General features: G+C 68.4%; 17 protein-coding genes, 1 tRNA gene and 1 pseudogene. 16 read left to right on the top strand and 3 right to left on the bottom strand.

Annotation, left to right across the window (positions count from 1 at the left end):
* Positions 1 to 15: 15 nt before the first annotated feature.
* From gltB to HUW10_RS15820, 3 genes are all read right to left on the bottom strand, one after another.
* The gene (gene gltB, locus HUW10_RS15830) at positions 16 to 4,554 is read right to left on the bottom strand and encodes a glutamate synthase large subunit (RefSeq protein WP_174504357.1); all 4,539 of its coding nucleotides are present in this window, start codon (positions 4,552 to 4,554) and stop codon (positions 16 to 18) included.
* 5 nt (positions 4,555 to 4,559) lie between these two features.
* On the bottom strand, positions 4,560 to 6,011 hold the full coding sequence (locus HUW10_RS15825) for an NAD(P)-dependent oxidoreductase (RefSeq protein WP_174504356.1): 1,452 nt from the start codon (positions 6,009 to 6,011) through the stop codon (positions 4,560 to 4,562).
* Between the two features lie 177 nt (positions 6,012 to 6,188).
* Positions 6,189 to 7,139 carry a complex I NDUFA9 subunit family protein gene (locus HUW10_RS15820; RefSeq protein ID WP_174504355.1) on the bottom strand — a complete coding sequence of 317 codons (951 nt, stop codon included), beginning with the start codon at positions 7,137 to 7,139 and terminating at the stop codon, positions 6,189 to 6,191.
* A 153-nt stretch (positions 7,140 to 7,292) separates the two neighbouring features.
* Here HUW10_RS15820 and HUW10_RS15815 point away from each other — a divergent pair.
* The 16 genes and pseudogenes from HUW10_RS15815 to HUW10_RS15735 all read left to right on the top strand — a co-directional run bounded on the left by HUW10_RS15815 (position 7,293) and on the right by HUW10_RS15735 (position 23,864).
* Positions 7,293 to 7,378, top strand: a tRNA-Leu gene (locus HUW10_RS15815).
* A gap of 37 nt (positions 7,379 to 7,415) precedes the next feature.
* Complete coding sequence (locus HUW10_RS15810) at positions 7,416 to 8,072, top strand: ribonuclease D (RefSeq protein ID WP_174504354.1); 657 nt, start codon at positions 7,416 to 7,418, stop codon at positions 8,070 to 8,072.
* A gap of 63 nt (positions 8,073 to 8,135) precedes the next feature.
* Positions 8,136 to 9,170, top strand: a complete 1,035-nt coding sequence (locus tag HUW10_RS15805) for an SIS domain-containing protein (RefSeq protein ID WP_174504353.1) — start codon at positions 8,136 to 8,138, stop codon at positions 9,168 to 9,170.
* Entirely contained in the window at positions 9,167 to 10,918 is a 1,752-nt protein-coding gene (gene lptC / locus HUW10_RS18395; protein ID WP_236656445.1) for an LPS export ABC transporter periplasmic protein LptC, read from the top strand. Before HUW10_RS15805 ends, lptC begins: the two co-directional genes overlap by 4 nt.
* Positions 10,915 to 11,712 carry an LPS export ABC transporter ATP-binding protein gene (gene lptB / locus HUW10_RS15790; RefSeq protein ID WP_174504352.1) on the top strand — a complete coding sequence of 266 codons (798 nt, stop codon included), beginning with the start codon at positions 10,915 to 10,917 and terminating at the stop codon, positions 11,710 to 11,712. The genes lptC and lptB overlap by 4 nt, the downstream gene beginning before the upstream one ends.
* Positions 11,713 to 11,841: 129 nt before the next feature.
* Complete coding sequence (locus HUW10_RS15785) at positions 11,842 to 12,495, top strand: 50S ribosomal protein L25/general stress protein Ctc (RefSeq protein WP_174504351.1); 654 nt, start codon at positions 11,842 to 11,844, stop codon at positions 12,493 to 12,495.
* Positions 12,496 to 12,513: 18 nt separating this feature from the next.
* Complete coding sequence (gene pth / locus HUW10_RS15780) at positions 12,514 to 13,092, top strand: aminoacyl-tRNA hydrolase (protein ID WP_174504350.1); 579 nt, start codon at positions 12,514 to 12,516, stop codon at positions 13,090 to 13,092.
* A gap of 1 nt (position 13,093) precedes the next feature.
* A complete protein-coding gene (gene ychF / locus HUW10_RS15775; protein ID WP_174504349.1) occupies positions 13,094 to 14,188 on the top strand; it encodes a redox-regulated ATPase YchF in 1,095 nt (364 codons plus the stop codon).
* Positions 14,189 to 14,203: 15 nt separating this feature from the next.
* A complete protein-coding gene (locus HUW10_RS15770) occupies positions 14,204 to 16,360 on the top strand; it encodes a primosomal protein N' (RefSeq protein ID WP_174504348.1) in 2,157 nt (718 codons plus the stop codon).
* A 154-nt stretch (positions 16,361 to 16,514) separates the two neighbouring features.
* Positions 16,515 to 17,108, top strand: coding sequence for a F0F1 ATP synthase subunit delta (locus HUW10_RS15765; RefSeq protein WP_174504347.1), 594 nt, complete (start codon positions 16,515 to 16,517; stop codon positions 17,106 to 17,108).
* A 1-nt stretch (position 17,109) separates the two neighbouring features.
* The gene (gene atpA / locus HUW10_RS15760; protein ID WP_174504346.1) at positions 17,110 to 18,642 is read left to right on the top strand and encodes a F0F1 ATP synthase subunit alpha; all 1,533 of its coding nucleotides are present in this window, start codon (positions 17,110 to 17,112) and stop codon (positions 18,640 to 18,642) included.
* 16 nt (positions 18,643 to 18,658) lie between these two features.
* Complete coding sequence (locus HUW10_RS15755) at positions 18,659 to 19,549, top strand: F0F1 ATP synthase subunit gamma (protein WP_174504345.1); 891 nt, start codon at positions 18,659 to 18,661, stop codon at positions 19,547 to 19,549.
* Positions 19,550 to 19,568: 19 nt separating this feature from the next.
* The gene (gene atpD, locus HUW10_RS15750) at positions 19,569 to 20,999 is read left to right on the top strand and encodes a F0F1 ATP synthase subunit beta (RefSeq protein ID WP_174504344.1); all 1,431 of its coding nucleotides are present in this window, start codon (positions 19,569 to 19,571) and stop codon (positions 20,997 to 20,999) included.
* 4 nt (positions 21,000 to 21,003) lie between these two features.
* The gene (atpC, locus tag HUW10_RS15745; protein ID WP_174504343.1) at positions 21,004 to 21,417 is read left to right on the top strand and encodes an ATP synthase F1 subunit epsilon; all 414 of its coding nucleotides are present in this window, start codon (positions 21,004 to 21,006) and stop codon (positions 21,415 to 21,417) included.
* A gap of 117 nt (positions 21,418 to 21,534) precedes the next feature.
* Positions 21,535 to 23,046 carry a malonyl-CoA decarboxylase gene (locus tag HUW10_RS15740; RefSeq protein ID WP_174504342.1) on the top strand — a complete coding sequence of 504 codons (1,512 nt, stop codon included), beginning with the start codon at positions 21,535 to 21,537 and terminating at the stop codon, positions 23,044 to 23,046.
* 63 nt (positions 23,047 to 23,109) lie between these two features.
* Positions 23,110 to 23,864 (top strand): annotated as a pseudogene (locus HUW10_RS15735) (IS5 family transposase).
* The last annotated feature ends 108 nt before the right edge of the window (positions 23,865 to 23,972 follow it).

Below are 23,972 nucleotides of genomic sequence, written 5' to 3'. Positions count from 1 at the left end.
AGGTATTCCTGCCGATTACTCGGCAGGAATCTTCGCTGCCGCCGGCGCCGTCATCGGCACCGGCAGGAAGCGCGCATAGTCGCGCGGCACCACCATCCAGAACCGCGCCAGCGTGCGCTCCCATTCGTTGAGCAGGCGCTCGGCGTAGAGGCTCTGCGTCTCGCGCGCGTGTTCGGTCACGAGGTCGCGCAGATGCTGCGCCCAGTAGGTCTCCGTCACCCGGTTCCAGAGCAGCGTGTCGGGGTTGATCCGCATCTCGAATTCGGCGGCGGGATCGTAGATGAAGGCGATGCCGCCGGTGAAGCCGGCGCCGAAATTGTCGCCCACCGGGCCGAGGATCACGACCGTTCCGCCGGTCATGTATTCGCAGGCATTCGACCCTGCCCCCTCGACCACCGCCACGGCGCCGGAATTGCGCACCGCGAAGCGCTCGCCCGCCTGGCCGGCGGCGAACAGCCGGCCGGAGGTTGCGCCATAGAGGCAGGTATTGCCGATGATCGTGTTATCCTGGCTGACAAGCATCGACGACGGCGCGGGCCGCACCACGATGGTCGCCCCCGACAGGCCCTTGCCGACATAGTCGTTGGCATCGCCGAAGACCTCGAGCTTGAGCCCGCGCACCGCGAAGGCGCCGAGCGACTGGCCCGCAGCCCCGCGCAGCCGCACGGTAACGTGGTCGGCCTGCAGGTCGGCGCCGCGCTTGCGCCGCACGATCTGCCCCGAGAACTTGGTGCCAATCGCGCGATGCGTGTTGCGGATGCCGTATTGCAGCTGCATCTTCTCGCCGCGCTCGAAGAACGGTGTCGCATCCTCGATCATCTGCGCGTCCAGCGTCTCCGGTACCTCGTTGCGGCCCTGCAACGTGCAGAAGCGCGCATAGGGGCCGGGGTCGGCCTGGGCGAGCAGCGGATTGAGATCGAGATCGTCGAGCAGCTCGGAGCCGCGCGAGATCTGGTGCAGGAAGTCGGTCCGGCCGATCACGTCCTCGAGCCGCCGCACGCCGAGCGAGGCCAGGATGTGCCGCACGTCCTCGGCGATGAAGGAGAACAGGTTGATGACCTTCTCCGGCGTGCCTTCGAACTTCGCGCGCAGCGCCTCATCCTGCGTGCAGACGCCGACCGGGCAGGTGTTGGAATGGCACTGGCGGACCATGATGCAGCCCATCGCCACCAGCGAGGCGGTGCCGATGCCGAACTCCTCGGCACCGAGCATGGCCGCGATCACAACGTCGCGCCCGGTCTTGATGCCGCCATCGGTGCGCAGCTTCACCATGTGGCGCAGCCGGTTGAGCATCAGCACCTGATGCGTTTCCGACAGGCCCATCTCCCAGGGCAGGCCGGCATATTTGATCGAGGTCTGCGGCGAGGCGCCGGTGCCTCCGGAATGGCCGGAGATCAGGATCGCATCCGCCTTCGCCTTCGCGACGCCGGCGGCGATGGTGCCGATGCCCGAGCGCGAGACCAGCTTCACGCACACCGTCGCCTGCGGGTTGATCTGCTTGAGATCGTAGATCAGCTGCGCGAGATCCTCGATCGAGTAGATGTCGTGATGCGGCGGCGGGCTGATCAGCATCACCCCCGGCGTCGAATGCCGGAGCTTGGCGATCAGCTCGGTGACCTTGAAGCCGGGCAGCTGGCCGCCCTCGCCGGGCTTCGCACCCTGGGCGACCTTGATCTCGATCTCGCGGCAATTGTTGAGATATTCCGCCGTCACACCGAAGCGGCCCGAGGCGATCTGCTTGATTGCTGACGAGGCGTTATCGCCGTTCGGCCGCGGCGTCGCGCGTGCCGCGTCCTCGCCGCCCTCGCCCGAATCCGAACGCGCGCCGATGCGGTTCATCGCGATCGACAGAGTCTCGTGCGCCTCGGGGCTGAGCGCGCCGAGCGAAATGCCCGGTGCAACCAGCCGCTTGCGGATTTCGGTGATGCTCTCGACCTCGTCCACCGGGATCGGCGTCAGCCCCTCGCTGCGGAAATCGAGCAGGTCGCGCAGTGCGACCGGCGGCTGCGCGTTCACCGCATCGGCGTATTTGCGATACAGGGTGAAGCTGTCGGTCGCGACCGCGGTCTGCAGCATGTGGACCATCTGGCCGTCGAACGCATGGGTCTCGCCCTTGCGGCGCAGACGATAGACGCCGCCGACCGGCAGGGTCACGGCGTCCGCATCCCAGGCGGTGCGGTGCAGTTCCAGCATCTTGTGGGCGATGCCGGGCAGGCCGATGCCGGAAATCCGCGAGGGCATGCCGGGGAAGAATTCGGCGACCAGGGCGCGCGAGAGACCGATCGCCTCGAAATTATAGCCGCCGCGATAGGAGGAGATCACCGAGATGCCGAGCTTCGACATCACCTTGAGCAGCCCCTTGTTCACCGCCTTCTTGTAGCGGCCGATGCACTCTTTCAGGCTGATCGACCCGAACAGGCCGCGGCGATGCCGGTCGGCAATGCTTTCCTGCGCGAGATAGGCGTTGATCGTGGTCGCCCCCACGCCGATCAGCACGGCGAAGTAATGCACGTCCATGCACTCGGCGGCGCGCACGTTAAGGCTGGTGAAGGTCCGCAGCGACTGGCGGACGAGATGCGTATGCACGGCGCCGGTCGCGAGGATCATCGGGATCGGCGCATGCGCCTCGTCAAACGTCTCGTCAGTGAGAATGACATGGGTGCAGCCAGCGCGCACGCCCTCCTCCGCCTCGCGGCGGATCCGCTCGATCGCGGCGCGCAGCCCACCCTCGCCATCGGCGACCGGGAAGGTGCAGTTCACCACGCAGGCATTGTCGCCCATCGTCCGGCGCATCGCGTCGAACTCGGCGGTCGAGAGAACCGGGCTTTCCAGCTGCAACAGATCGCACTGGCTGGAATCCTCGTCGAGCACGTTGCCGAGATTGCCGAGCCGCGTCTTGAGCGACATCACGCGGGTTTCGCGCAGGCTGTCGATCGCGGGGTTGGTGACCTGGCTGAAGCTCTGGCGGAAATAATTATGCAAGCCACGATAACGCTCCGACAGCACGGCGATCGGCGTGTCGTCGCCCATCGAGCCGGTCGCCTCGTTGGCGTCCTCGACCATCGGGTGCAGGATGAGTTCGAGCTCCTCCAGCGTGTAGCCGACGCCGAGCTGGCGGCGGCGCAGCGCCTCGCCCTCGAAGAGAACCGGCTCCGGCGCATCGGTTTTCACGATATGGTCGATCACCTTGATGCCGGCGGTCCAGGCGCCGAAATCCTGCCGGCCGGCGAGATCGTCCATCAGCTCGGCGTGGTGGTAGAAGCGTCCGTCGGCGAGATCGACGGCAATGGTCTCGCCCGGCCCGACGCGCCCGCGCTCGACGATCTCCGCCTCCTCGCGCTTGACCATGCCGGTTTCCGACCCGACGATCAGCAGATTGTCGCTGGTGCGGGTGAAGCGCAGCGGCCGCAGCCCGTTGCGGTCGAGCCCGGCGATGACGAAGCGGCCATCCGTCGCGGTGATCGCGGCCGGGCCGTCCCACGGCTCCATCACCGCGTTGCAGTAGCTGATCAGGTTGCGATGCTCGGCCTTCATCGTCGCATCGGCGCCGATCGAGGGCGGGATCATCAGCGTCTTGGCCATCATCGCGTCGCGCCCACCATGGACGAGCAGTTCGAAGACGGCATCGAGCGTCGCGGTGTCGGAGCTGCCGGCCTGGATCACCGGCTTGATGTCGCCGAGATAGGCGTCGAGCGCGCCGGCGGCGAGGCGCGTCTCGTGGCTCTTCATCCAGTTCACGTTGCCGGCCAGCGTGTTGATCTCGCCGTTATGCGCGAGCGTGCGGAACGGCTGGGCGAGCCGCCAGGTGGGGAAAGTGTTGGTCGAATAGCGCTGGTGGTAGATCGCGAAGCGCGAGACGAAGCGCTCGTCGAGCAGGTCGGGGTAGAATTCGGTCAGGCTCTCGGCGAGGAACATGCCCTTGTAGATGATCGAGCGGCAGGAGAGCGAGCAGATGTAGAGCTCGGGGATCTGTGCCGCGATCGCTTCCTTCTCGATCCGCCGGCGGATCACGTAGAGGTCGCGCTCATACTCCTCCTCCGACTTGCCGAGCGCGTTCCACACCATGATCTGCTCGATCTCGGGGCGGGTCGCGTTCGCCTTCTCGCCGATGCAGGACACGTCGATCGGCACCTGGCGCCAGCCATAGATGCGGTAGCCGAAATTCAGGATCTCGGTCTCGACGATCTGCCGGCAGCGCTCCTGCGCGCCGAGATCGGTCTTGGGCAGGAAGACCATGCCCACCGCGATCGGCCCGCGGCGCATCCGGTCGCCGCCGCGCTCCACCGCATCGGTGAAGAAATCCTGCGGGATCTCGACATGGATGCCGGCGCCATCGCCGGTCTTGCCATCGGCATCGACCGCGCCGCGATGCCAGACGGCCTTCAGCGCGTCGATGCCGGCAACGACGACATCGCGCCGCTTGCGCCCGTCGAGCGCCGCGATCAGGCCGACGCCGCAGGCGTCATGCTCCTGCGCGGGATCGTAGCTGCCGGCGAGCGCCGTGGTGTTGCGCTGCCATGCGGCGAGGAATTCGGAGGCGGTTTCATGGGTCATGGTCATCACTCCGCGGCGGTGGCAAGCGCGGCGTCGGGGCGCGCGGCGGCGGTTTCGAGATAGGTGTGCATGGCGTCGGCGGCATCGCGGCCGTCCTTGATCGCCCAGACGACGAGGCTGGCGCCGCGGACGATGTCGCCGGCGGCGAACACGCCGGGCAACGCCGTCATGAAGCTCTTCGAATCGACCTTCAGCGTGCCCCAGCGGGTGAGCGCGAGGCCGGGCTCGTTGAAGGCGCCGGGCAGATCCTCGGGGTCGAAGCCGAGCGCCTTGATGACGAGATCGGCCTCGATGGTGAATTCCGAGCCCGCGATCGGCTCGACGGTCTGCCGCCCGGACGCGTCGGCGAGGCCGAGATGCATCCGCATCGCCTTGACCGCATTGACCCGCCCGGCGCCGGTGAAGGCTTCCGGCGCGGAGAGCCAGGTGAACTCGACGCCCTCGTCGATCGCGTTCGCGACCTCGCGCGCCGAGCCGGGCATGTTGGCGCGGTCGCGCCGGTAGAGGCAGGTGACGGCGGCGGCGTCCTGGCGGATGGCGGTGCGCACGCAGTCCATCGCCGTGTCGCCGCCGCCGATGACGACGACGCGCTTGCCGGCGGCGTTCAACGCACCCGAATCGTAGTCCGCCACCGCATCGCCCAGCCCCTTGCGGTTCGAGGCGATGAGATAGTCGAGCGCCGGCACCACGCCGTCGAGCCCGGTGCCCGGCACGTCGATCTGGCGCGCCTTGTAGACGCCGGTGGCGACCAGCACCGCGTCGTAGCGCGCGCGCAGCTCGGCAAAACTCAGGGCGCCGCCGATATCCTCGTTCAGATGGAAGTGGATGCCGCCATCCTCGAGCCAGGCGCGCCGCCGGGCGACGATCTCCTTCTCCAGCTTGAAGCCGGGAATGCCGTAGATCAGCAGCCCGCCCACCCGGTCGTGCCGGTCATGGACATGGACCTGATAGCCCTTGCGCCTCAGCGCCTCGGCGGCGGCAAGGCCGGCCGGCCCGGCGCCGATGATGCCGACACTCTGCGCGCGCTCGTGCCGCGGCCGGATCGGCCGGACCCAGCCATTCTCGAAGGCGGTGTCGGTGATGTAGCGCTCGACGGCGCCGATGGTGACGCTCTCGAACCCCTTCTCGATGACGCAATTGCCCTCGCACAGCCGATCCTGCGGGCAGATGCGGCCGCAGATTTCGGGGAACGTGTTAGTGGCGGCGGAAATCTCGTAAGCTTCCTCGAGCCGCCCCTCGGCCGAGAGCTTCAGCCAGTCTGGGATGTTGTTCCCCAGCGGGCAATGCACCTGGCAGAACGGAATCCCGCATTGGCTGCACCGGCTGGCCTGGGCCGCCGCCGCCTTCGGGTCGAAATCGCGATAGATCTCGCCGAAATCCTCACGGCGCTCGCCGGCCGCACGTTTTTCCGGCGGCTGCTGCGCAAGACGCACGAATTGCTGCATGTGCTCGGTCATCGGCACAACTCCGTTCCGTGAATGGCTGTTTCACGGTGTCCCTAGCGCAGCGGAACAAAGAAGGCCAGCAATTTTTTGATAATACGACAGTATAATTGTCGTATAATCGTGATTACCTGCCCTGCGCGGATTTTTACCCGCGTTCATGGCAGAAATTTATGTCTCATTCGTGACCTATCACGCCTCACCCCCTGTCGGGCGGCCACCGCCCTGTCGGAACCGCCGCAACAACGCGGGCACGACGAGGTCGATCGGCGTCGGCACGATGCCCATGTCGGCGAGGGTAAGCGCATTCCGCGCCACCACATTGTCGCGCCGCAGCAGCAGGAGCTGGTCGGTCGTCAGCAGCCGGCCCGGAAGGTGCTGGAGCACCGAGGCCTGGAGCCATGCCGCCCAGCGCGGCACGCCGACCAGGGCGCGGTGATGTCCGGTCTCGGCGTTGATATAGGAGAGCAGGTCGCGGAAGCTGCGGGTCTCGGGCCCGCCGAGTTCATAGGTCGCCCCGGCGAGTTCGGGACGCTCGATCGCGGCCATCACCGCGGCGGCGACGTCGCCGACATAGACGGGCTGGAATTTCGTCTCGCCCTCGATCACCGGCAGGAACGGCAGTTGCGCCGCCATGGCGCCGAAGCGGCCGAAGAAACCGTCCCCCGGTCCGAATACGATAGAGGGGCGCAGGATCGTCGCGGCCGGAAATGCCGCGCGCACCGCCGCCTCGCCCATCCCCTTGCTGCGGGCGTACAGGCTCGCCGCCTTCGGATCGGCGCCGATCGCCGAGACCTGCACCAGCGCGCTCACCCCGGCTTCCGCCGCGAGTCGGGCGATCCGCGCGGCGCCCTGGTGCTGCACGCGGTCGAAATCGCCACGATGCCGCTCGGCGAGGATGCCGACGAGATTGACCACGCACGCCGCTCCCTCGATCGCGCGGCGCAGTGCCGCCTCGTTGTCGAGCGGCGCGTGCAGCGGCACGACCTGGCCGACATCGCCGAGCGGGCGGAGAAAGGCGCCGGCCTCGGTATCGCGCATCGCGGCCCGGACGACCCAGCCGGCAGCGGCCAGGCGTTTCACGACATGGCGGCCGATGAAGCCGGAAGCGCCGAAAACCGTTGCAACCTTGCGCGATGCCATGAAGAGCTCCTTTTCACTGGGCGCCTTCTGTTCGCATGACTGGCCCGCGCAAGACAACCGCCTCCGGCGCGAAGGCGGATTGACGGCAGGGCGCCGCTTCGCTACAGCCCCTTTCACCGAAGCGCGCCACTCGGCGCGGTCTGAAGCCCCCTTGCCCAGGTGGCGGAATGGTAGACGCGCAGGTTTCAGGTACCTGTGGCCGCAAGGCTGTGGAAGTTCGAGTCTTCTCCTGGGCACCATGCTTTCAAATCTTTGATCCGGGATCGTGACGGGCCGATGAGCCAAACCCAGTTTGCCGCCGGCGCAACCATCCATATCCACCGCCACGATCTGCCGGACGGGCTCGATCTCGGCCCGGTCGTCGCGGTCGATACCGAGACGATGGGTCTCGACCCGCGGCGCGACCGGCTCTGCCTGGTGCAGCTCTCCGCCGGCGACAACACGGCGCATCTGGTGCAGATCATCCCACCCGGCCTCGGCGGCCGCGGCGCGGACTGCCCCAACCTCAAGCGCCTGCTGGAAAGCGAGCGCGTCACCAAGCTGTTCCACTTCGCCCGCTTCGACCTCGCGATGCTGCATCACGCGCTCGGCGTGACCACCGCGCCGGTGGTCTGCACCAAGATCGCCTCGAAACTCGTCCGCACCTACACCGACCGTCACGGGCTTAAGGATCTCTGCCGCGATCTCGTCGGCGTCGAGATTTCGAAGCAGCAGCAGACCAGCGACTGGGGGGCCGCGGACCTCACGCCGGAGCAATGCGCCTATGCCGCATCGGACGTGCTGCATCTGCATGCGATCTGGGCCCGGCTCGAAGCGCTGCTGATGCGCGAGGGACGGCGGGAGCTGGCCGATGCCTGCTACCGTTTCCTGCCGGCGCGGGCGAAGCTCGACCTGCTCGGCTTCGAAGAGCCGGATATTTTCAGCCATCGCTGACAGCCGCGCCGCGCCGCGCGCGATCGTGTTGACCCGGCACGGCGCATCGTCCCATACAGGACCATGACGAGCGGACAGACCATGCCTGTTGCCCCCACCCGCGACACTGCCGCGCCTGCCCCGGATGAAGCCGCTGCCGCCGCCGATCTCGCCATCGCGCGCGACGTGCTGGCGACCGAAGCCGCGGCGCTGACCGCGCTCGCGGGCACGCTGGGCGAGACCTTCGCCGCCGCCATCGCGCTGCTGGCCGGAATCGGCGGCCGCGTCGTCGTCACCGGCATGGGCAAGTCGGGGCATGTCGCCCGCAAGATCACCGCCACCCTCGCCTCCACCGGCACGCCGGCGCTGTTCGTCCATCCGGCCGAGGCCAGCCATGGCGATCTCGGCATGATCGTGCCGGGCGATGCGGTCATCGCCCTGTCCAATTCCGGCGAGGCCGCCGAACTGGCCGACATCGTCTCCCATGTCCGCCGCTTCGCGCTGCCGCTGATCGCGATCACCAGCCGGGCGGAGAGCACGCTGGCCCGCGCCGCCGATCTCGTGCTGCTGCTGCCCACGGCCCCCGAGGCCGGGCCGATCGGCATGGCGCCGACCACCAGCACGACGATGCAGATGGCGCTCGGCGACGCCATCGCCGTCGCCCTGCTCGCCCGGCGCGGCTTCACCGCCGCGGATTTCGGCCTGTTCCATCCCGGCGGCAAGCTCGGCGCCCGGCTCCGGCGGGTCCGCGACCTGATGCATACCGGCGAGGAGGTGCCGCTCGCCGCCCCGGGCACGCGGATGGACCAGGCGATCCTGCTGATCACCGCGAAGCATTTCGGCTGCCTCGGCGTCGTCGACGGCGGGGGTCATCTGCTCGGCGTCGTCACCGATGGCGACCTGCGCCGCGCCATGGCGCCGGACCTGCTGGCCCGCGAGGTCGGCCAGGTCATGACCCCGAACCCGCGGGTGATCGGGCCGGAACGCCTGGCCGAGGACGCGCTGCACGACATGACGGCGCTGACCCCGCGGGTGATGTCGCTGTTCGTGGTGGATGGCGCGACGCGCGTGCTCGGCATCGTCCACATGCACGACCTGTTGCGGGCGGGTGTCGCGTGAACGCGGCGCGCACACCGCACCAGCCCGGCCCGCCGCGGCCGCGGGGCGGCCTGCGGAGCCGGTCCGAAGCATGGTTCGCCTCCCTCACCGACTCGCGCGATCGCCAGCGCGCCGCGCTCGGCCGCCAGCGGCGCATCGTCGGCGCCGCCAAGGTCATCCTTCCCGCCCTTGCCGCGATCCTGCTCGTCGCCATCGTCATCTTTCCGGGCCTGCGCAGCGGCGCGCGCTTCGGCCGCGTCACCTATCGCGAGATGCCGGGCAGCAACGCTGCCGCGCTGTCGCGGCTGACCGGCGCGCAATATCGCGGAATCGACGCGCGGGGCGAGAAATTCACCATCACCGCCAGCCATGCGGTCCAGAGCGGCGGCGACCAGCTCGATCTCGACCGGCCGAAAGGTGACATCACGACCCGCAGCGGCTCATGGTTCATGCTCGATGCGAGCAACGGGGTCTACCACCAGAAATCCCAGCGACTCGATCTCGCCGGCAAGGTCACGCTCTACCGCGCCGACGGCACCACCATGCGGACGCGCCGTGCGACGATCGACATCAAGGCCGGCGTCGCGACCGGCAAGACGCCGGTTTCCGCCTATGGACCGTTCGGCACGCTGACCGCGGCGGATGGCTTCGTCGCCCGCAACCACGGCCAGACCGTCACCTTCACCGGCCCCTCGCATCTCGTGCTCGACCAGGCGAACCTGTCATCCCCCCCCCGGACAGGACGGAAGCGGCTCATGATCGTGCAGGCCCGGCGCGCCGCAGCGCTGCTCCTCGTCGCCCTCCCCGGCACCGCGGTCGCGCAGTCGCTCGGCTTCGGTCCCGCCGGCGGCCAACCGACGCCGATCGACATCACCGCGCAGAACGGCATCGCCTGGAACCAGAAGACGCGGATCGTCACCGCCAGCGGCAATGCGAAGGCGGTGCGCGGCAGCGTCACGGTGACGGCGGACCAGCTCGTCGCCCATTACAGCCCGGCCCCGGCCGGCGCCGGCAAGCCGGCCGCCCCGCAGACGACGCCGCAGACGCCCCAACAGACGCCCCCGGCGACCGGCCTCGGCGGGCTCGATTCCGGCGCCTCGCAGATCACCCGGCTCGAAGCGGTCGGCCATGTCCACATCTTCACCGCGACGGAACAGGCCTTCGGCGATCTCGCGGTCTATCACATGAGCCGCCACGAGCTGGTGCTGACCGGCCACGGGCTCAGGCTGGTCACGCCGAGCGAGACCGTCACCGCCACACGCGCCCTGCAATACTGGTCCGATGCGCGGAAGGCGGTTGCCATCGGCCATGCCAGGGTGGTCGGCAAGGATGGCCGCTCGGTCACCGCCGATCGGCTGACCGGCTATTTCGCGCCGGCAGCGCCCGCGGCGAAGCCGCAGGCAGCGCCCGTGACCAAGGCGCCTGCCGGCGCTCCGCCCTCCGCCGCGCAAACCGACGCCAGCAAGCTGCGCAAGGTGGTGGCCGAGGGGCATGTGGTGGTGACCACGCAAAGCGACGTCGCGACCGGCGATCATGGCGTCTACCATCCGGCGAGCGGCATCGCGATCCTGACCGGCAATGTCCACATCACCCATGGCCCCAACGAGCTCGCCGGCCAGATCGCGCAGATCAACATGAAGACCGGCATCGCGACGCTGGTCTCCCGTCCGGGTCAGCGGGTCGAGGGGCTGATCATTCCCGACAGCACACAAGCGCAGCGGCAAGGCGCCGCGAAATCGCCGCATTCGGGCGCGAAAGCAGCGCGATGAAGGATCAGCTTCGCGTCATCCCGGGCGGCATCGCGGCACAGCAGGGCAGCACTCCCGCCGCCGCCGCCGCCGAGCACGGGCTCGTCGCCCGCGGCCTCGGCAAGAGCTTCCGCAAGCGCCCCGTGGTGCGCAATGTCTCGGTGACGCTGCGGCGGGGCGAGGCGGTCGGCCTGCTCGGGCCGAACGGCGCCGGCAAGACCACCACCTTCTACATGATCGTCGGGCTCATCCAGCCGGATACCGGCTCGATCCTGCTCGACGGCGCCGACATCTCGACCCTGCCGATGTATCGCCGCGCGCGGCTCGGCATCGGCTACCTGCCGCAGGAGGCCAGCGTGTTCCGCGGCCTCACGGTGGAGCAGAACATCACCGCGGCGCTCGAAGTGGTCGAGGCCGACCCCGACCGCCGCGAGGCGATGCTGGACGACCTGCTCGCCGAGTTCGGCATCTCGCATCTGCGCCGCACCCCGGCACTGGCCCTCTCCGGCGGCGAGCGCCGCCGCGTCGAGATCGCCCGCGCGCTGGCGACCGGGCCGAGCTACATCCTGCTCGACGAGCCGCTGGCCGGCATCGACCCGATCGCGGTCGGCGAGATTCGCGACATGGTCGCCCAGCTCAAGCAGCGCGGCCTCGGCGTCGTCATCACCGACCACAATGTCCGCGAGACGCTGGAAGTGATCGACCGCGCCTATATCCTGCATGAGGGCCATGTGCTGATGGAGGGCGTGCCCGACGAGGTGGTGGCGCATCCCGAGGTCCGCCGCGTGTATCTCGGCGACCGTTTCATGCTCTGACCTCGCCCGCCGCCGCGCGAAACGCGTGCATGCGGCGGCAAATCTTGTCACGCCGGCCCCGATGGGCTAGGCGAACCCTGCCGGCACCCCTGGAGGCCGGTTTTTTTCATTGAGTTCATGGAGCGAAGAATGGCCAAGTTTGAGACCATTGCGGCCGAGGATCGCACGCGGGCCGGCAAGGGGGTGGCGCGGGCGACACGGCGGGCCGGCAAGGTGCCGGCGGTGATTTACGGGGCGAAGCAGGAACCCTCCCTGATCGCGCTCGATCCGCGTATCGTGCTGCGCGAGATGAAGCGCGGCGGCTGGCGCTCGCGCCTCTACGAGATCGAGACCGCGACGGGCAAGGCCCGTGCCCTGATGCGCGACATCCAGCTGCATCCGGTCACCGACCAGCCCGAGCATGTCGATTTCCAGCGCCTCGCCGCCGGCGAGCCGGTTCGCGTCGCGGTGAACGTCAACTTCCTCAACGAGCTGATCTCGGTGGGCATGAAGCGTGGCGGCGTGCTGAACGTCGTGCGCCACGCCGTCGAGGTGATGTGCGACCCGGATCACATCCCCGATCATTTCGAGGCGGATCTCGGCCCGCTCGACATCAACGACAACATCCGCTGGTCCGATCTCAAGGGCACCGGCGTTGCCAAGCCGACCATCACCGACCGTGACTTCGTGATCGCGACGATCGCGCCGCCGACCGTGGTGGCCGAGGCCGCGCCCGCCGAAGGTGCCGCGGCCGCGCCGGCCAAGGGCGGTGCCAAGGGCGGCGCCAAGGGCGGCAAGAAGTAATATCGCGGAACCCTCGCCATGAAGCTGTGGGTCGGCCTCGGCAATCCCGAACCCGGGATGGCACGGAACCGTCACAATATCGGCTTCATGGCGATCGACGTGATCGCCGACCGCCACGGTTTCGCACCGTGGCGGAAGCGCTTTTCCGGCCTGGTGAGCGAGGGCAGCGTCGGCGGCGAGAAGATCGTCGCCCTCAAGCCGCTGACCTACATGAACGAGTCGGGCCGCGCGGTGCAGCCGGCCAGCGCCTTCTTCAAGCTGGCGCCGGATGCCGTGACCGTGTTTCACGACGAGCTCGACCTGATCCCCGGCAAGGTGCGGGTGAAGCGCGGCGGCGGCGCGGCCGGCCATAACGGCCTGCGCAGCATCGACCGCACGCTCGGCACCCAGGATTACTGGCGTGTGCGCCTCGGCATCGGCCATCCGGGCGACAAGGCGCGGGTGCACGGCCATGTGCTCGGCAATTTCGCGAAGACGGACGAGGACTGGCTGGTCGATACGCTCGAAGCCGTCTCCGACGCCGCCCCCCTGCTCGCTGCCGGCAAGCCGGAAGATTTCATGACGAAAGTCGCCCTCCTGACCAAGGACACCGCCTGAGATGGGTTTCAACTGCGGCATCGTCGGCCTGCCCAATGTCGGCAAGTCGACCCTGTTCAACGCGCTGACCGCGACCGTCGCGGCGCAGGCGGCGAATTATCCGTTCTGCACGATCGAGCCGAATGTCGGACGCGTCGCCGTGCCCGATCCCAGGATCGACGTGCTGGCAAAGATCGGCAAGTCGGTGAAGACCGTGCCCACCAGCCTCGAATTCGTCGACATCGCCGGCCTCGTGCGCGGGGCGGCGAAGGGCGAGGGGCTCGGCAACCAGTTCCTCGCCAATATCCGCGAGGTCGACGCCATCATCCACGTTCTGCGCTGCTTCGAGGATGACGACATCACCCATGTCGAGGGCCATATCGATCCGCTGCGCGACGCCGACACGGTCGAGACCGAGCTGATGCTGGCCGATCTCGAAAGCCTGCAGAAGCGCGTGCCCAACCTGCAGAAGAAGGCCCGCGGCAATGACCGCGCCGCCGCCGCCGAACTCGCCCTGATCGAGCCGCTGCTGAAGGTGCTGGAAGACGGAAAGCCGGCGCGCACCGCGATTCCCGCCGGCGAGGAGGAGGCGGTGCGGCGGCTGCAACTGCTCACCGCGAAGCCGGTTCTGTATGTCTGCAATGTCGAGGAAGCCTCGGCCGCGATCGGCAACGCGCAATCGGCACGGGTGGCAGAAATGGCGGTGGCGCAGGGGGCGGCGCATGTGATCGTCTCGGCCGCGATCGAGGCCGAGGTGGCGCAGCTGCCCGCCGGCGAGCGCGAGGAGTTCCTCGACGGGCTGGGCCTCGCCGATTCCGGGCTCGACCGGGTGATCCGCGCCGGCCACGACCTGCTCGGCCTCATCACCTATTTCACCTGCGGCCCGAAGGAGACCCGCGCCTGGACGATCACGCGCGGCACCGCCGCCCCGGCAGCCGCGGGCGTGATCCACGGCGATTTCGAGCGCGGCTTCATCGCCTGCGAAACCATCGCCTATGACGACTACGTCGCCTGCAACGGCGAGGCCGGCGCGCGCGATGCGGGGAAGCTGCGAATCGAGGGGCGCAATTATATTGTCCAGGATGGCGACGTCCTGCTGTTCCGCTTCAACGTCTGACCCGGCCCGCGCCTGATGGCGCTGGTCTCCGTCCTGCTGCCCTACGCGTTCGACGCCGCCTTCACCTATGAGGCGTCGGAGGGCGCGCCGCCGCCCGGCACCGTCGTCACCGTCCCGCTCGGCCGCCGGATCGCGCATGGCGTGGTGTGGGACGACGCGGCGGAGCCGGACATCGCGCCGGCCCGGCTGAAGCGGCTGCACACCGTTATCGCCACCCCTGCCCTGCCGGACACGCTGCGCCGCTTCATCGACTGGGTCGCGCAGTACACGATGGCGCCGCGCGGCGAGGTTCTCGCCCTTGCCCTGAAAACCGCGCTGCTCGAACCGCCCGCCCCCCGCGCCGGCTGGGCGGCGGGCACGGCACCGGCCGGGCGGATCACCGCGGCGCGCCAGCGCGTGCTCGATACGCTGGCGACGCTTGACCGCCCGACCACCGCCGAACTTGCCGCCGCCGCCGGCACCAGCGCCGCCCTGGTGCGCGGCCTTGCCGATGCCGGGCTGTTGTGCCCCGCCGCGCGGGATCCGTCCGTTCCGCTGCCCGACCCCGACCACGCGCCACCTTCGCTGTCGCCGGCCCAGGAAGACGCCGCCGCCGCCCTGCGCGCCTCGGTCGCTTCACGTGGATTCGAGGTCACGCTGCTCGAAGGTGTTACCGGCGCGGGCAAGACCGAAGTGTTCTGCGAGGCCATCGCCGCCTGCCTGCGGGAGGGGCGACAGGCGCTGGTGCTGGTGCCGGAGATCGCGCTTTCCGCCCAGTTCGCCGCGCGCTTCGCCGCCCGCTTCGGCGCCGCACCGGCGCTGTGGCATTCCGGCCTGACGCAAGCGACCCGCCGCGCCAATTACCACGCGGTCGCGAGCGGCGCGGCGAAGCTGGTGCTCGGCGCCCGCTCGGCGCTGTTCCTGCCCTTCGCCGATCCCGGGCTGATCGTGGTCGATGAGGAGCACGAGGCGGCCTACAAGCAGGAGGACGGCGTGACCTATCACGCGCGCGACATGGCGGTAGTGCGCGGGCGGATCGCCGGCTGCGCCGTCATCCTCGCCTCCGCGACGCCGAGCCTCGAATCGGCGGTGAACGCCGAGACCGGCCGCTACCGCCACATCACCCTCGCCGCCCGCCATGGCGGCGCGACGCTGCCGGCGATCGAGGCGATCGACCTGCGCGCCGCCCCGCCTGCGCGCGGGCGCTTTCTCTCGCCCGTGCTGGCCGGCGCGCTGGAGACCACGCTGGAAGGCGGCGGCCAGGCGATGCTGTTCCTCAACCGCCGCGGCTATGCGCCGCTCACCCTCTGCCGCGGTTGCGGGCACCGGCTCACCTGCCCGAACTGCACCGCCTGGCTGGTGGAACACCGCCGTCCCGGCCACCTGCTCTGCCACCATTGCGGCCACGCCGCACAGGTGCCTCCCAAATGCCCGGACTGCGCCGCCGAGCAGAGTTTCGTGCCGATCGGCCCGGGGGTGGAACGCATCGCCGAGGAAGTCGCGGAACTGTTTCCCACCGCCCGCACCATCCTGATGGCGAGCGATGCGATCACCACAGCCGAACAGGCCGAGGCGGCGCTGCGCGCGATCGTCGCGCACGAGATCGACCTCGTGATCGGCACGCAGATGATCGCCAAGGGCTGGCACTTCCCCGATCTCGTGCTGGTCGGCGTGGTCGATGCCGATCTCGGCCTCGGCGGCGGCGATTTGCGGGCCGGCGAGCGCAGCGCCCAGCTGCTGCACCAGGTGGCCGGCCGCGCCGGGCGCGGACGCCTGCAAGGCCGGGTGCTGCTGCAGACCTACGCGCCGGAGCATCCGGTGATGCGCGCGCTGGTGAGCAACGACCTTGCCGGCTTTCGCCGCGCCGAGGCCGATCTGCGCGCGCCGGGCCACTGGCCGCCCTTCGGCCGCCTTGCCGCGCTGATCGTCAGCGCCGATGACGCCGCCATCGCGGATGCCGCCGCCGCCGCCCTCGCCCGCACCCAGCCGCAGGAGGGCGTGCAGGTGCTCGGCCCCGCCCCCGCGCCCTTCGCCATGCTGCGCGGCCGGCACCGTCGTCGCCTGCTGCTGCGCGCCCCGCGCGGGGTTGCGGTCCAGCCGGTGCTGCGCGACTGGCTCGCCCGCGCCCGCGCCGGGGGGCTGCCCCGCGCCGCGCGGGTCGATATCGACGTCGATCCGATCTCATTCCTGTGAGCGCATGCGTTGCGCGGGCGGGGGCCGTATGCTACTGGCGCGCATCGCTTGAAAAAGCGCACGGAAAGGTGTGTCCGCAATCCTTCTGACGGGATGCGGCGGATCGATCCGGGGTTGAAACGCAAGAATCGAGATCGAAGGCAGGGTCATACTGGTGTCGTCCGCCGTTTCCGCATCGCCGCAAGCCAATTCCCCCCAGCAGGATCGTGCGTCCGGCCTGTCCGCCCGCTATGCGCGGGCGCTGTACGAGCTCGCCGACGAACGCAAGGTCCTCGATGCCGTCGTCTCCGAAATGGCGGCGCTCGGCCGGTTGTTCGCCGAAGACCCGTCGCTGCGCCGCCTGATCGCCAGCCGCGCGATCGACATGCGCGAGGCCGGGCGCGCGATGGAGGCGGTGCTCGCCAGCCAGGGCGCATCCGATCTCGTCCGCAATTTCATCGGCACCGCCATTGCCAATCGTCGCCTTGCCGACCTGCCGGCGCTGCTCTCCGGTTTCGCGTCCTACGTCGCCGAGAAGCGTGGCGTGGTCGCGGCCGACATCGCCTCGGCGCATCCGCTGACCGACACCCAGCGCGCCCAGCTCACCGCCCGCCTCGCCGAGGCCGGATACGGACGCGTCACCATCCGCGAAACGGTCGACCCCTCGCTGCTTGGCGGGCTCACCGTGCGGATCGGATCGAAGCTTTACGACACCAGTTTGAAATCGCGCCTGCAACGCCTGCGCCATGTGATGAAGGGAGCCGCCTGATATGGAGATCCGCCCCGCCGAAATCTCCGAGATCCTCAAGAAGCAGATCGCGAGCTTCGACACCGAGACGGATGTGGCCGAAACCGGCCAGGTCCTGTCCGTCGGTGACGGTATCGCGCGCGTGTTCGGCCTGGCCAACGTGATGGCCGGCGAGATGGTCGAGTTCCCGAATGCCGGCGTTCAGGGCATGGCGCTGAACCTCGAGAACGACAATGTCGGCGTCGTCGTGTTCGGCGACGACAAGGCGATCCGCGAGGGCGACACCGTAACCCGCACCCGCCGCATCGTCGACGTGCCGGTCGGCAAGGGCCTGCTCGGCCGCGTGGTCGACGCGCTGGGCAACCCGATCGACGGCAAGGGCCCGATCGAGGCGACCGAACGTCGCCTGGTCGAGACCAAGGCGCCGGGCATCATCCCGCGCAAGTCAGTCCATGAGCCGATGCAGACCGGCATCAAGTCGATCGACGCGCTGATCCCGATCGGCCGCGGCCAGCGCGAGCTGGTCATCGGCGACCGCCAGACCGGCAAGACCGCGATCATCGTCGATACCTTCATCAACCAGAAGCCGCTGAACGCGCAGGATGACGAGAGCAAGAAGCTCTACTGCATCTATGTCGCGGTCGGGCAGAAGCGCTCCACCGTCGCGCAGCTGGTCCGCACGCTCGAGGAAAACGGTGCGATGGAATACTCCATCGTCATCGCCGCAACCGCATCCGAGCCGGCGCCGATGCAGTTCCTCGCCCCCTACACGGGCTGCGCGATGGGCGAATATTTCCGCGACAACGGGATGCACGCGCTGATCGTGTTCGACGATCTCTCGAAGCAGGCCGTTGCCTATCGCCAGATGTCGCTGCTGCTGCGCCGTCCGCCGGGACGCGAAGCCTATCCGGGCGACGTGTTCTACCTGCACTCCCGCCTGCTGGAGCGCGCCGCGAAGATGTCCGACGAGTTCGGCGCCGGCTCGCTCACCGCGCTGCCGGTCATCGAGACCCAGGCGGGCGACATCTCGGCCTATATCCCGACCAACGTGATCTCGATCACCGACGGGCAGATCTTCCTTGAGACCGAATTGTTCTTCAAGGGCATTCGCCCGGCGGTGAACGTCGGCAACTCGGTCTCGCGCGTCGGGTCCGCCGCGCAGATCAAGGCGATGAAGCAGGTCGCCGGCAAGATCAAGCTTGACCTCGCGCAGTATCGCGAGATGGCGGCTTTCGCGCAGTTCGCCTCGGATCTCGATGCCTCGACCCAGAAGCTGCTCGCCCGCGGCGCGCGCCTGACCGAGCTGCTGAAGCAGCCGCAGTTCAAGCCGCTGCCGGTCGAGGAGCAGGTCGTGTCGATCTTCGTCGGCACCCGCGGCTATCTCGACGAGGTGCCGGTCAACCGCATCGGCGATTTCGAGGCCCAGCTGATCTCCGAGATGAAGGCGCGTTCGCCCGACATTCTCAACGCGATCCGCAACGACCGCGAGATCAAGAAGGAGACCGAGGCGAAGCTCATCGAGTTCGTCAAGTCCTTCGCGTCCAGCTTCGCGTAAGGGGCGCTCGGCACAGATGGCCAGCCTGAAAGCCCTCAGGAACCGGATCTCCAGCGTCAAGTCGACGCAGAAGATCACCAAGGCGATGAAGATGGTCGCCGCCGCCAAGCTGCGCCGTGCCCAGGCGCAGGCCGAGGCGGCGCGGCCCTACGCGACAAGGATGGCCGCGATGATGGGCGCCCTCGCCGAGGGCGCGGCGGCAAACCCGAACGCGCCGGCGCTGCTCGTCGGCAACGGGGCGGACCGCACCTATCTCATCGTCGTCGTCACCGCCGATCGCGGTCTTGCCGGCCCGTTCAACTCCTCGATCAACCGCGCCGCCCGCGCACGGGTGCGCAAGCTTGAGGCCGAGGGCAAGCAGGTCCGTCTGTTCACGGTCGGCCGCAAGGGTCGCGACTTCTTCCGGCGCGACATGCGCGAGAAGATCATCGGCGAGGCGAATTTCGTCGGCAAGAAGACGATCGAGTTCGCCGACGCGGAAGCGATCGCGCAGCAGATCGTCGCCGCGTTCGATGGCGGCAAGTTCGACATTTGCACGCTGATGTTCAACCGCTTCGTCTCGGTGATGGCGCAGGTTCCGAGCGAAACGCCGCTGATCCCGGCGAGCGCCGGCCAGGCCGCGAACGACAATGCAGGGGCCGGCCAGCACGCCGGCGACTACGAGATCGAGCCGGATGACGGCACGCTGCTCGACCGTCTGCTGCCGCGCAACCTCGCGGTGCAGATCTACAGCGCGCTGCTCGAATCCGCCGCCGGCGAACAGGGTGCGCGCATGACAGCAATGGACAATGCGACGCGCAATGCGGGCGAGATGATCAACCGTCTCACGCTGAACTACAACCGCACCCGTCAGGCGAACATCACCAGGGAACTGATCGAGATCATTTCCGGCGCGGAAGCGCTCTGAGGCTTAGGGAATTACGCATATGGCAAAGAACGTTACCGGCCGCATCACGCAGATCATGGGTCCCGTGGTCGACGTGCAGTTCGAGGGCGAACTGCCCTACATCCTCAACGCGCTGGAAACCAAGGTGGGCGACCGCCGGCTGGTGCTGGAAGTGGCGCAGGAAATCGGCGAGCGCACCGTCCGCTGCATCGCGATGGACAGCACCGACGGTCTCGCCCGCGGCGACGAGGTGAGCGATACCGGGAAGGCGATCGCCGTTCCGGTCGGCCCCGAGACACTCGGCCGCATCCTCAACGTGATCGGCGAGCCGATCGACGAGCGCGGGCCGGTTCCGACCACCCGCACCGCGCCGATCCACCGCCAGGCGCCGAGCTTCGACGAGCAGGCCACCTCGGCCGAGATCCTCGTCACCGGCATCAAGGTCGTCGACCTGCTCGCCCCGTATCTGAAGGGCGGCAAGATTGGCCTGTTCGGCGGCGCCGGCGTGGGCAAGACCGTGCTCATCCAGGAGCTGATCAACAACATCGCCAAGGGCCATGGCGGCGTCTCGGTCTTCGCCGGGGTTGGCGAGCGGACCCGCGAGGGTAACGACCTCTACCACGAGATGATTGACGCCGGCGTCATCAAGCTCGGCGACAACACCACCGAAGGCTCCAAGGTGGCGCTGGTCTATGGCCAGATGAACGAGCCGCCGGGTGCGCGCATGCGCGTCGGCCTCTCCGGCCTGACCATGGCGGAATATTTCCGCGACGAGGAAGGCCAGGACGTGCTGTTCTTCGTCGACAACATCTTCCGCTTCACCCAGGCGGGCGCCGAGGTTTCGGCGCTGCTCGGCCGCATCCCCTCCGCGGTGGGCTACCAGCCGACGCTCGCGACCGACATGGGCGCGCTGCAGGAGCGCATCACCTCGACCAAGAAGGGTTCGATCACCTCGGTCCAGGCCATCTACGTTCCCGCCGACGACCTGACCGACCCGGCGCCGGCAACCTCCTTCTCGCATCTCGACGCGACGACGACGCTGAACCGCGCCATCGCCGAAAAGGGCATCTACCCGGCGGTCGACCCGCTGGACAGCACCTCCCGCGCGCTCGATCCGCGCATCGTCGGCGAGGAGCACTACAACGTCGCCCGCGAGGTGCAGCGCATCCTGCAGAGCTACAAGTCGCTGCAGGACATCATCGCGATCCTGGGCATGGACGAGCTGTCGGAAGACGACAAGCTCACCGTCGCCCGCGCCCGCAAGATCGAGCGCTTCCTCTCGCAGCCCTTCCATGTCGCTGAAGTGTTCACCGGCTCGCCGGGCGTCTTCGTCGCCGTGGAAGACACGGTGCGCAGCTTCAAGGCGATCTGCGCCGGCGAATACGACCACCTGCCGGAAGCCGCCTTCTACATGGTCGGCACCATCGAGGACGCGGTGAAGAAGGCCGAGTCCCTGAACGCGACGGCCTGATCCCATGACCGTCGCGCTCGAAATCATCAGCCCGGAGCGGCTCCTGCTCGCCCGTCCGGTCAGCATGGTGGTGATCCCCGGCACCGAGGGCGACCTCGGTGTCCTGCCGGGCCATTCGCAGATGATCACCTCGCTGCGCGGCGGCCTGATCGATCTCTACGAAGACGAGAAGCTGGTCGACCGCTTCTTCGTCTCCGGCGGCTTTGCCCAGATCACCGAGGAACGCTGCACCGTCCTCGCCGATGCGATCGTGAAGCTGGCCGAACTCGACCCGCTGAAGGCCGCCGACGAACTCGCGGCGGCCGAGGCGGCCTGGCGCGAGGCGGACGAAGCCGATGAAGCCGGCTGGCGCGCCGCCTCCGACCGGCTGATCACCGCGCAGGCGCGGGTCGACGCGGTCTCCGCCCAAAACGCCTGATTTCCCGCGCGCCCCCCGTTTCCCGCCTGACGGCGATCGGGTAATCTGCGGTTCCGTTCCTGAAATCGTCGTACGGTTTCAGGAACGGCCGACCCAGCCCCGCGCAGGAGTGAAGCGATGCCCGCCACCGCCCCGGTTCCGCATGACCGCCCCAACCGCTCCTGGATCGAACGGCTCTGGTCGTCGATCGCCGAGCACGGTCGGGTGTTCGTCAATCTTCCGAACGAAAATCTTCCCTCGCGCGAGCGCGCCGAGTTGCTGGCCGATGCGCTGCTCGGCGGGCGGGGCGAGGCTTCGGGCGCGGCCCTCGCGGCGGCGCTGCTGGGCGCCCTGCGCCGGCTTGCCCCGCATGACCGGCTGGCTTTCTGCGACTTTCTCGCCACCGGCTTCGAGCCCGATCCCAACCGCCTGCAGAACGCCGCCCGCGCCTATCTCGAGACGCCGGACGCCGCCACCGCCGCCGCCCTCGCCACCGCCGCCGAGCCGCCGCGGCAGGAATTGCTGCGCCGGATGAACATGGCGCCCGGTGGCACCGGCGCGCTGGTCGACATGCGGCGGGAAGTTCTGGCCGCGCTGCCGAAGCAGCCGAGCCTCGCGCCGCTCGATTCCGATCTGCGGCATCTGTTCGCCTCGTGGTTCAACCGCGGCTTCCTCGAACTCCGCCGGATCGACTGGCGCACCCCCGCCTTCGTCCTGGAAAAGCTGATCGCCTATGAGGCGGTGCATGAAATCCAGGGCTGGGACGATTTGCGCCGCCGCCTTGCGCCGGACCGCCGTTGCTTCGCCTTCTTCCACCCGGCCCTGCCCGACGAGCCGCTGATCTTTGTCGAGGTCGCACTGGTCAAGGGGCTGGCGGAAGCGATCGGGCCGCTGCTCGCCCCCGCCGCCGACGACGATGCCGCCGAGCACGCCCAGCAGGATGCCGCCTCGCGCGCGAATACCGCGATCTTCTACTCGATCTCGAATTGCCAGGAGGGGCTGCGCGGCATTTCCTTCGGTAATTTCCTGATCAAGCAGGTCGTCGCCGAGTTGCAGGCGGAACTGCCCAACCTGAAGAAATTCTCCACCCTGTCACCGGTTCCCGGCCTGCGCCGGGCGATCAGCGCCGTGCTGGCCTCGCCCCCTGCCCCGCTGCTCGCCGCCGAAGAACGCGAGGCGATCGGCCGCGCGCTCGGCACCGCACCGGTCGCCGATGCCACCGCCGAGGGCGATGCCAACCTGCTGAAATCGGTGCTCGAAGACCGTCCGTGGTGGACGCAGGCCGGCCTCGCCACGGCGCTGCGCGGGCCGCTGCTGCGGCTTGCGGCTCTCTACCTCACCGGCGCCTGGCGCGATAACGGCATTCCGGCCGCCGGCCGCGCCGATCCCGTGGCGCGGTTCCATCTCGGCAACGGCGCGCGGCTCGAACGGATCAACTGGCTGGGCAATCCCAGCCCGCGCGGGATTTCGGAATCCTTCGGCGTGATGGTGAACTATCTCTACGACCCGGATGCGATCGAGGCGCGCCACGAAGCCTATCTGCGCGACGGCACGGTGGCCCGCGCCACGGCGGTCGACCAGTTGCTGGCGCCGCCGAGCCAATCCTGGCTCGCCCGCCGCACCCGCAGCCTGATCGCCGCCGAGGGCTAGGTTCTGTACCTATTGCCATGACTACGGGGCGTCTGATTCAAGTCTGTTCGGAGGACTTGGAAGATGGCGGAACTTTTCTGGCTGAACGACACGCAATGGGCTGCGATCGAACCATTGCTGCCGAAGCTTGGCGGCAAGCCTCGGGTTGATGACCGCCGGGTGCTGAGCGGCATCCTGCATCGCTTTCGCGAGGGCTTGCGATGGCGAGCGCTTCCTGAGGCCTATGGGCCACGAACCACTGTGTTCAACCGGTTCAACCGCTGGAGCCAGCGTGGCCTCTGGCAGGAGATCTTCGCGGCGCTTGTCGCCTGCGCGGATCCGCCGCGCATCGCCATGGTGGACAGCACCTCGGTTCGGGCACATCGCGCGGCCGCGGGCGGTAAAGGGGGGCGCAAAGCCAGGCCATCGGCCGGTCGAGGGGTGGACGGACGACCAAGATCCACGCCGTCGCAGATGAGCAGGGACGCATCGCCGCACTCCTCCTGACGCCAGGACAGGCCTCCGACATCAGCGGCGCGAGGGCGCTTCTGCCCACAATACCGCCACCAGAAGAGCTGATCGCCGACAAAGCCTACGACGCTGATGATCTTCGCGCCTTCCTCACCCGCCAAGGCACCAGGCCGGTGATCTCGCCCATGCCCAACCGCCGCGCCATTCCGCACTTCGACCCCGTCGCCTACAGAAAGCGCAATCTCATCGAACGCGCCTTCTGTAGGCTCAAGGACTGGCGCGCCATCGCCACACGATATGACAAAACCGCACGAAATTTCCTCGCTGGTATTTGCCTCGTCCTCGCCGTCACATCATGGATCAGTTGAGTCCAGAACCTAGAGCATCATCCGATCAGATGGAATCATCTGATCGGATAAGGATGCTCTGTGTCTCAATATGATAGAGCACTGCATCCGATCCGAAAGGATCGGAAC

This window comes from Acidiphilium sp. C61 (assembly GCF_905116885.1).
GTDB lineage: Bacteria > Pseudomonadota > Alphaproteobacteria > Acetobacterales > Acetobacteraceae > Acidiphilium.
Note: the sequence above shows the minus strand (reverse complement) of the source record. Positions and strands in the feature narration are given on the sequence as shown.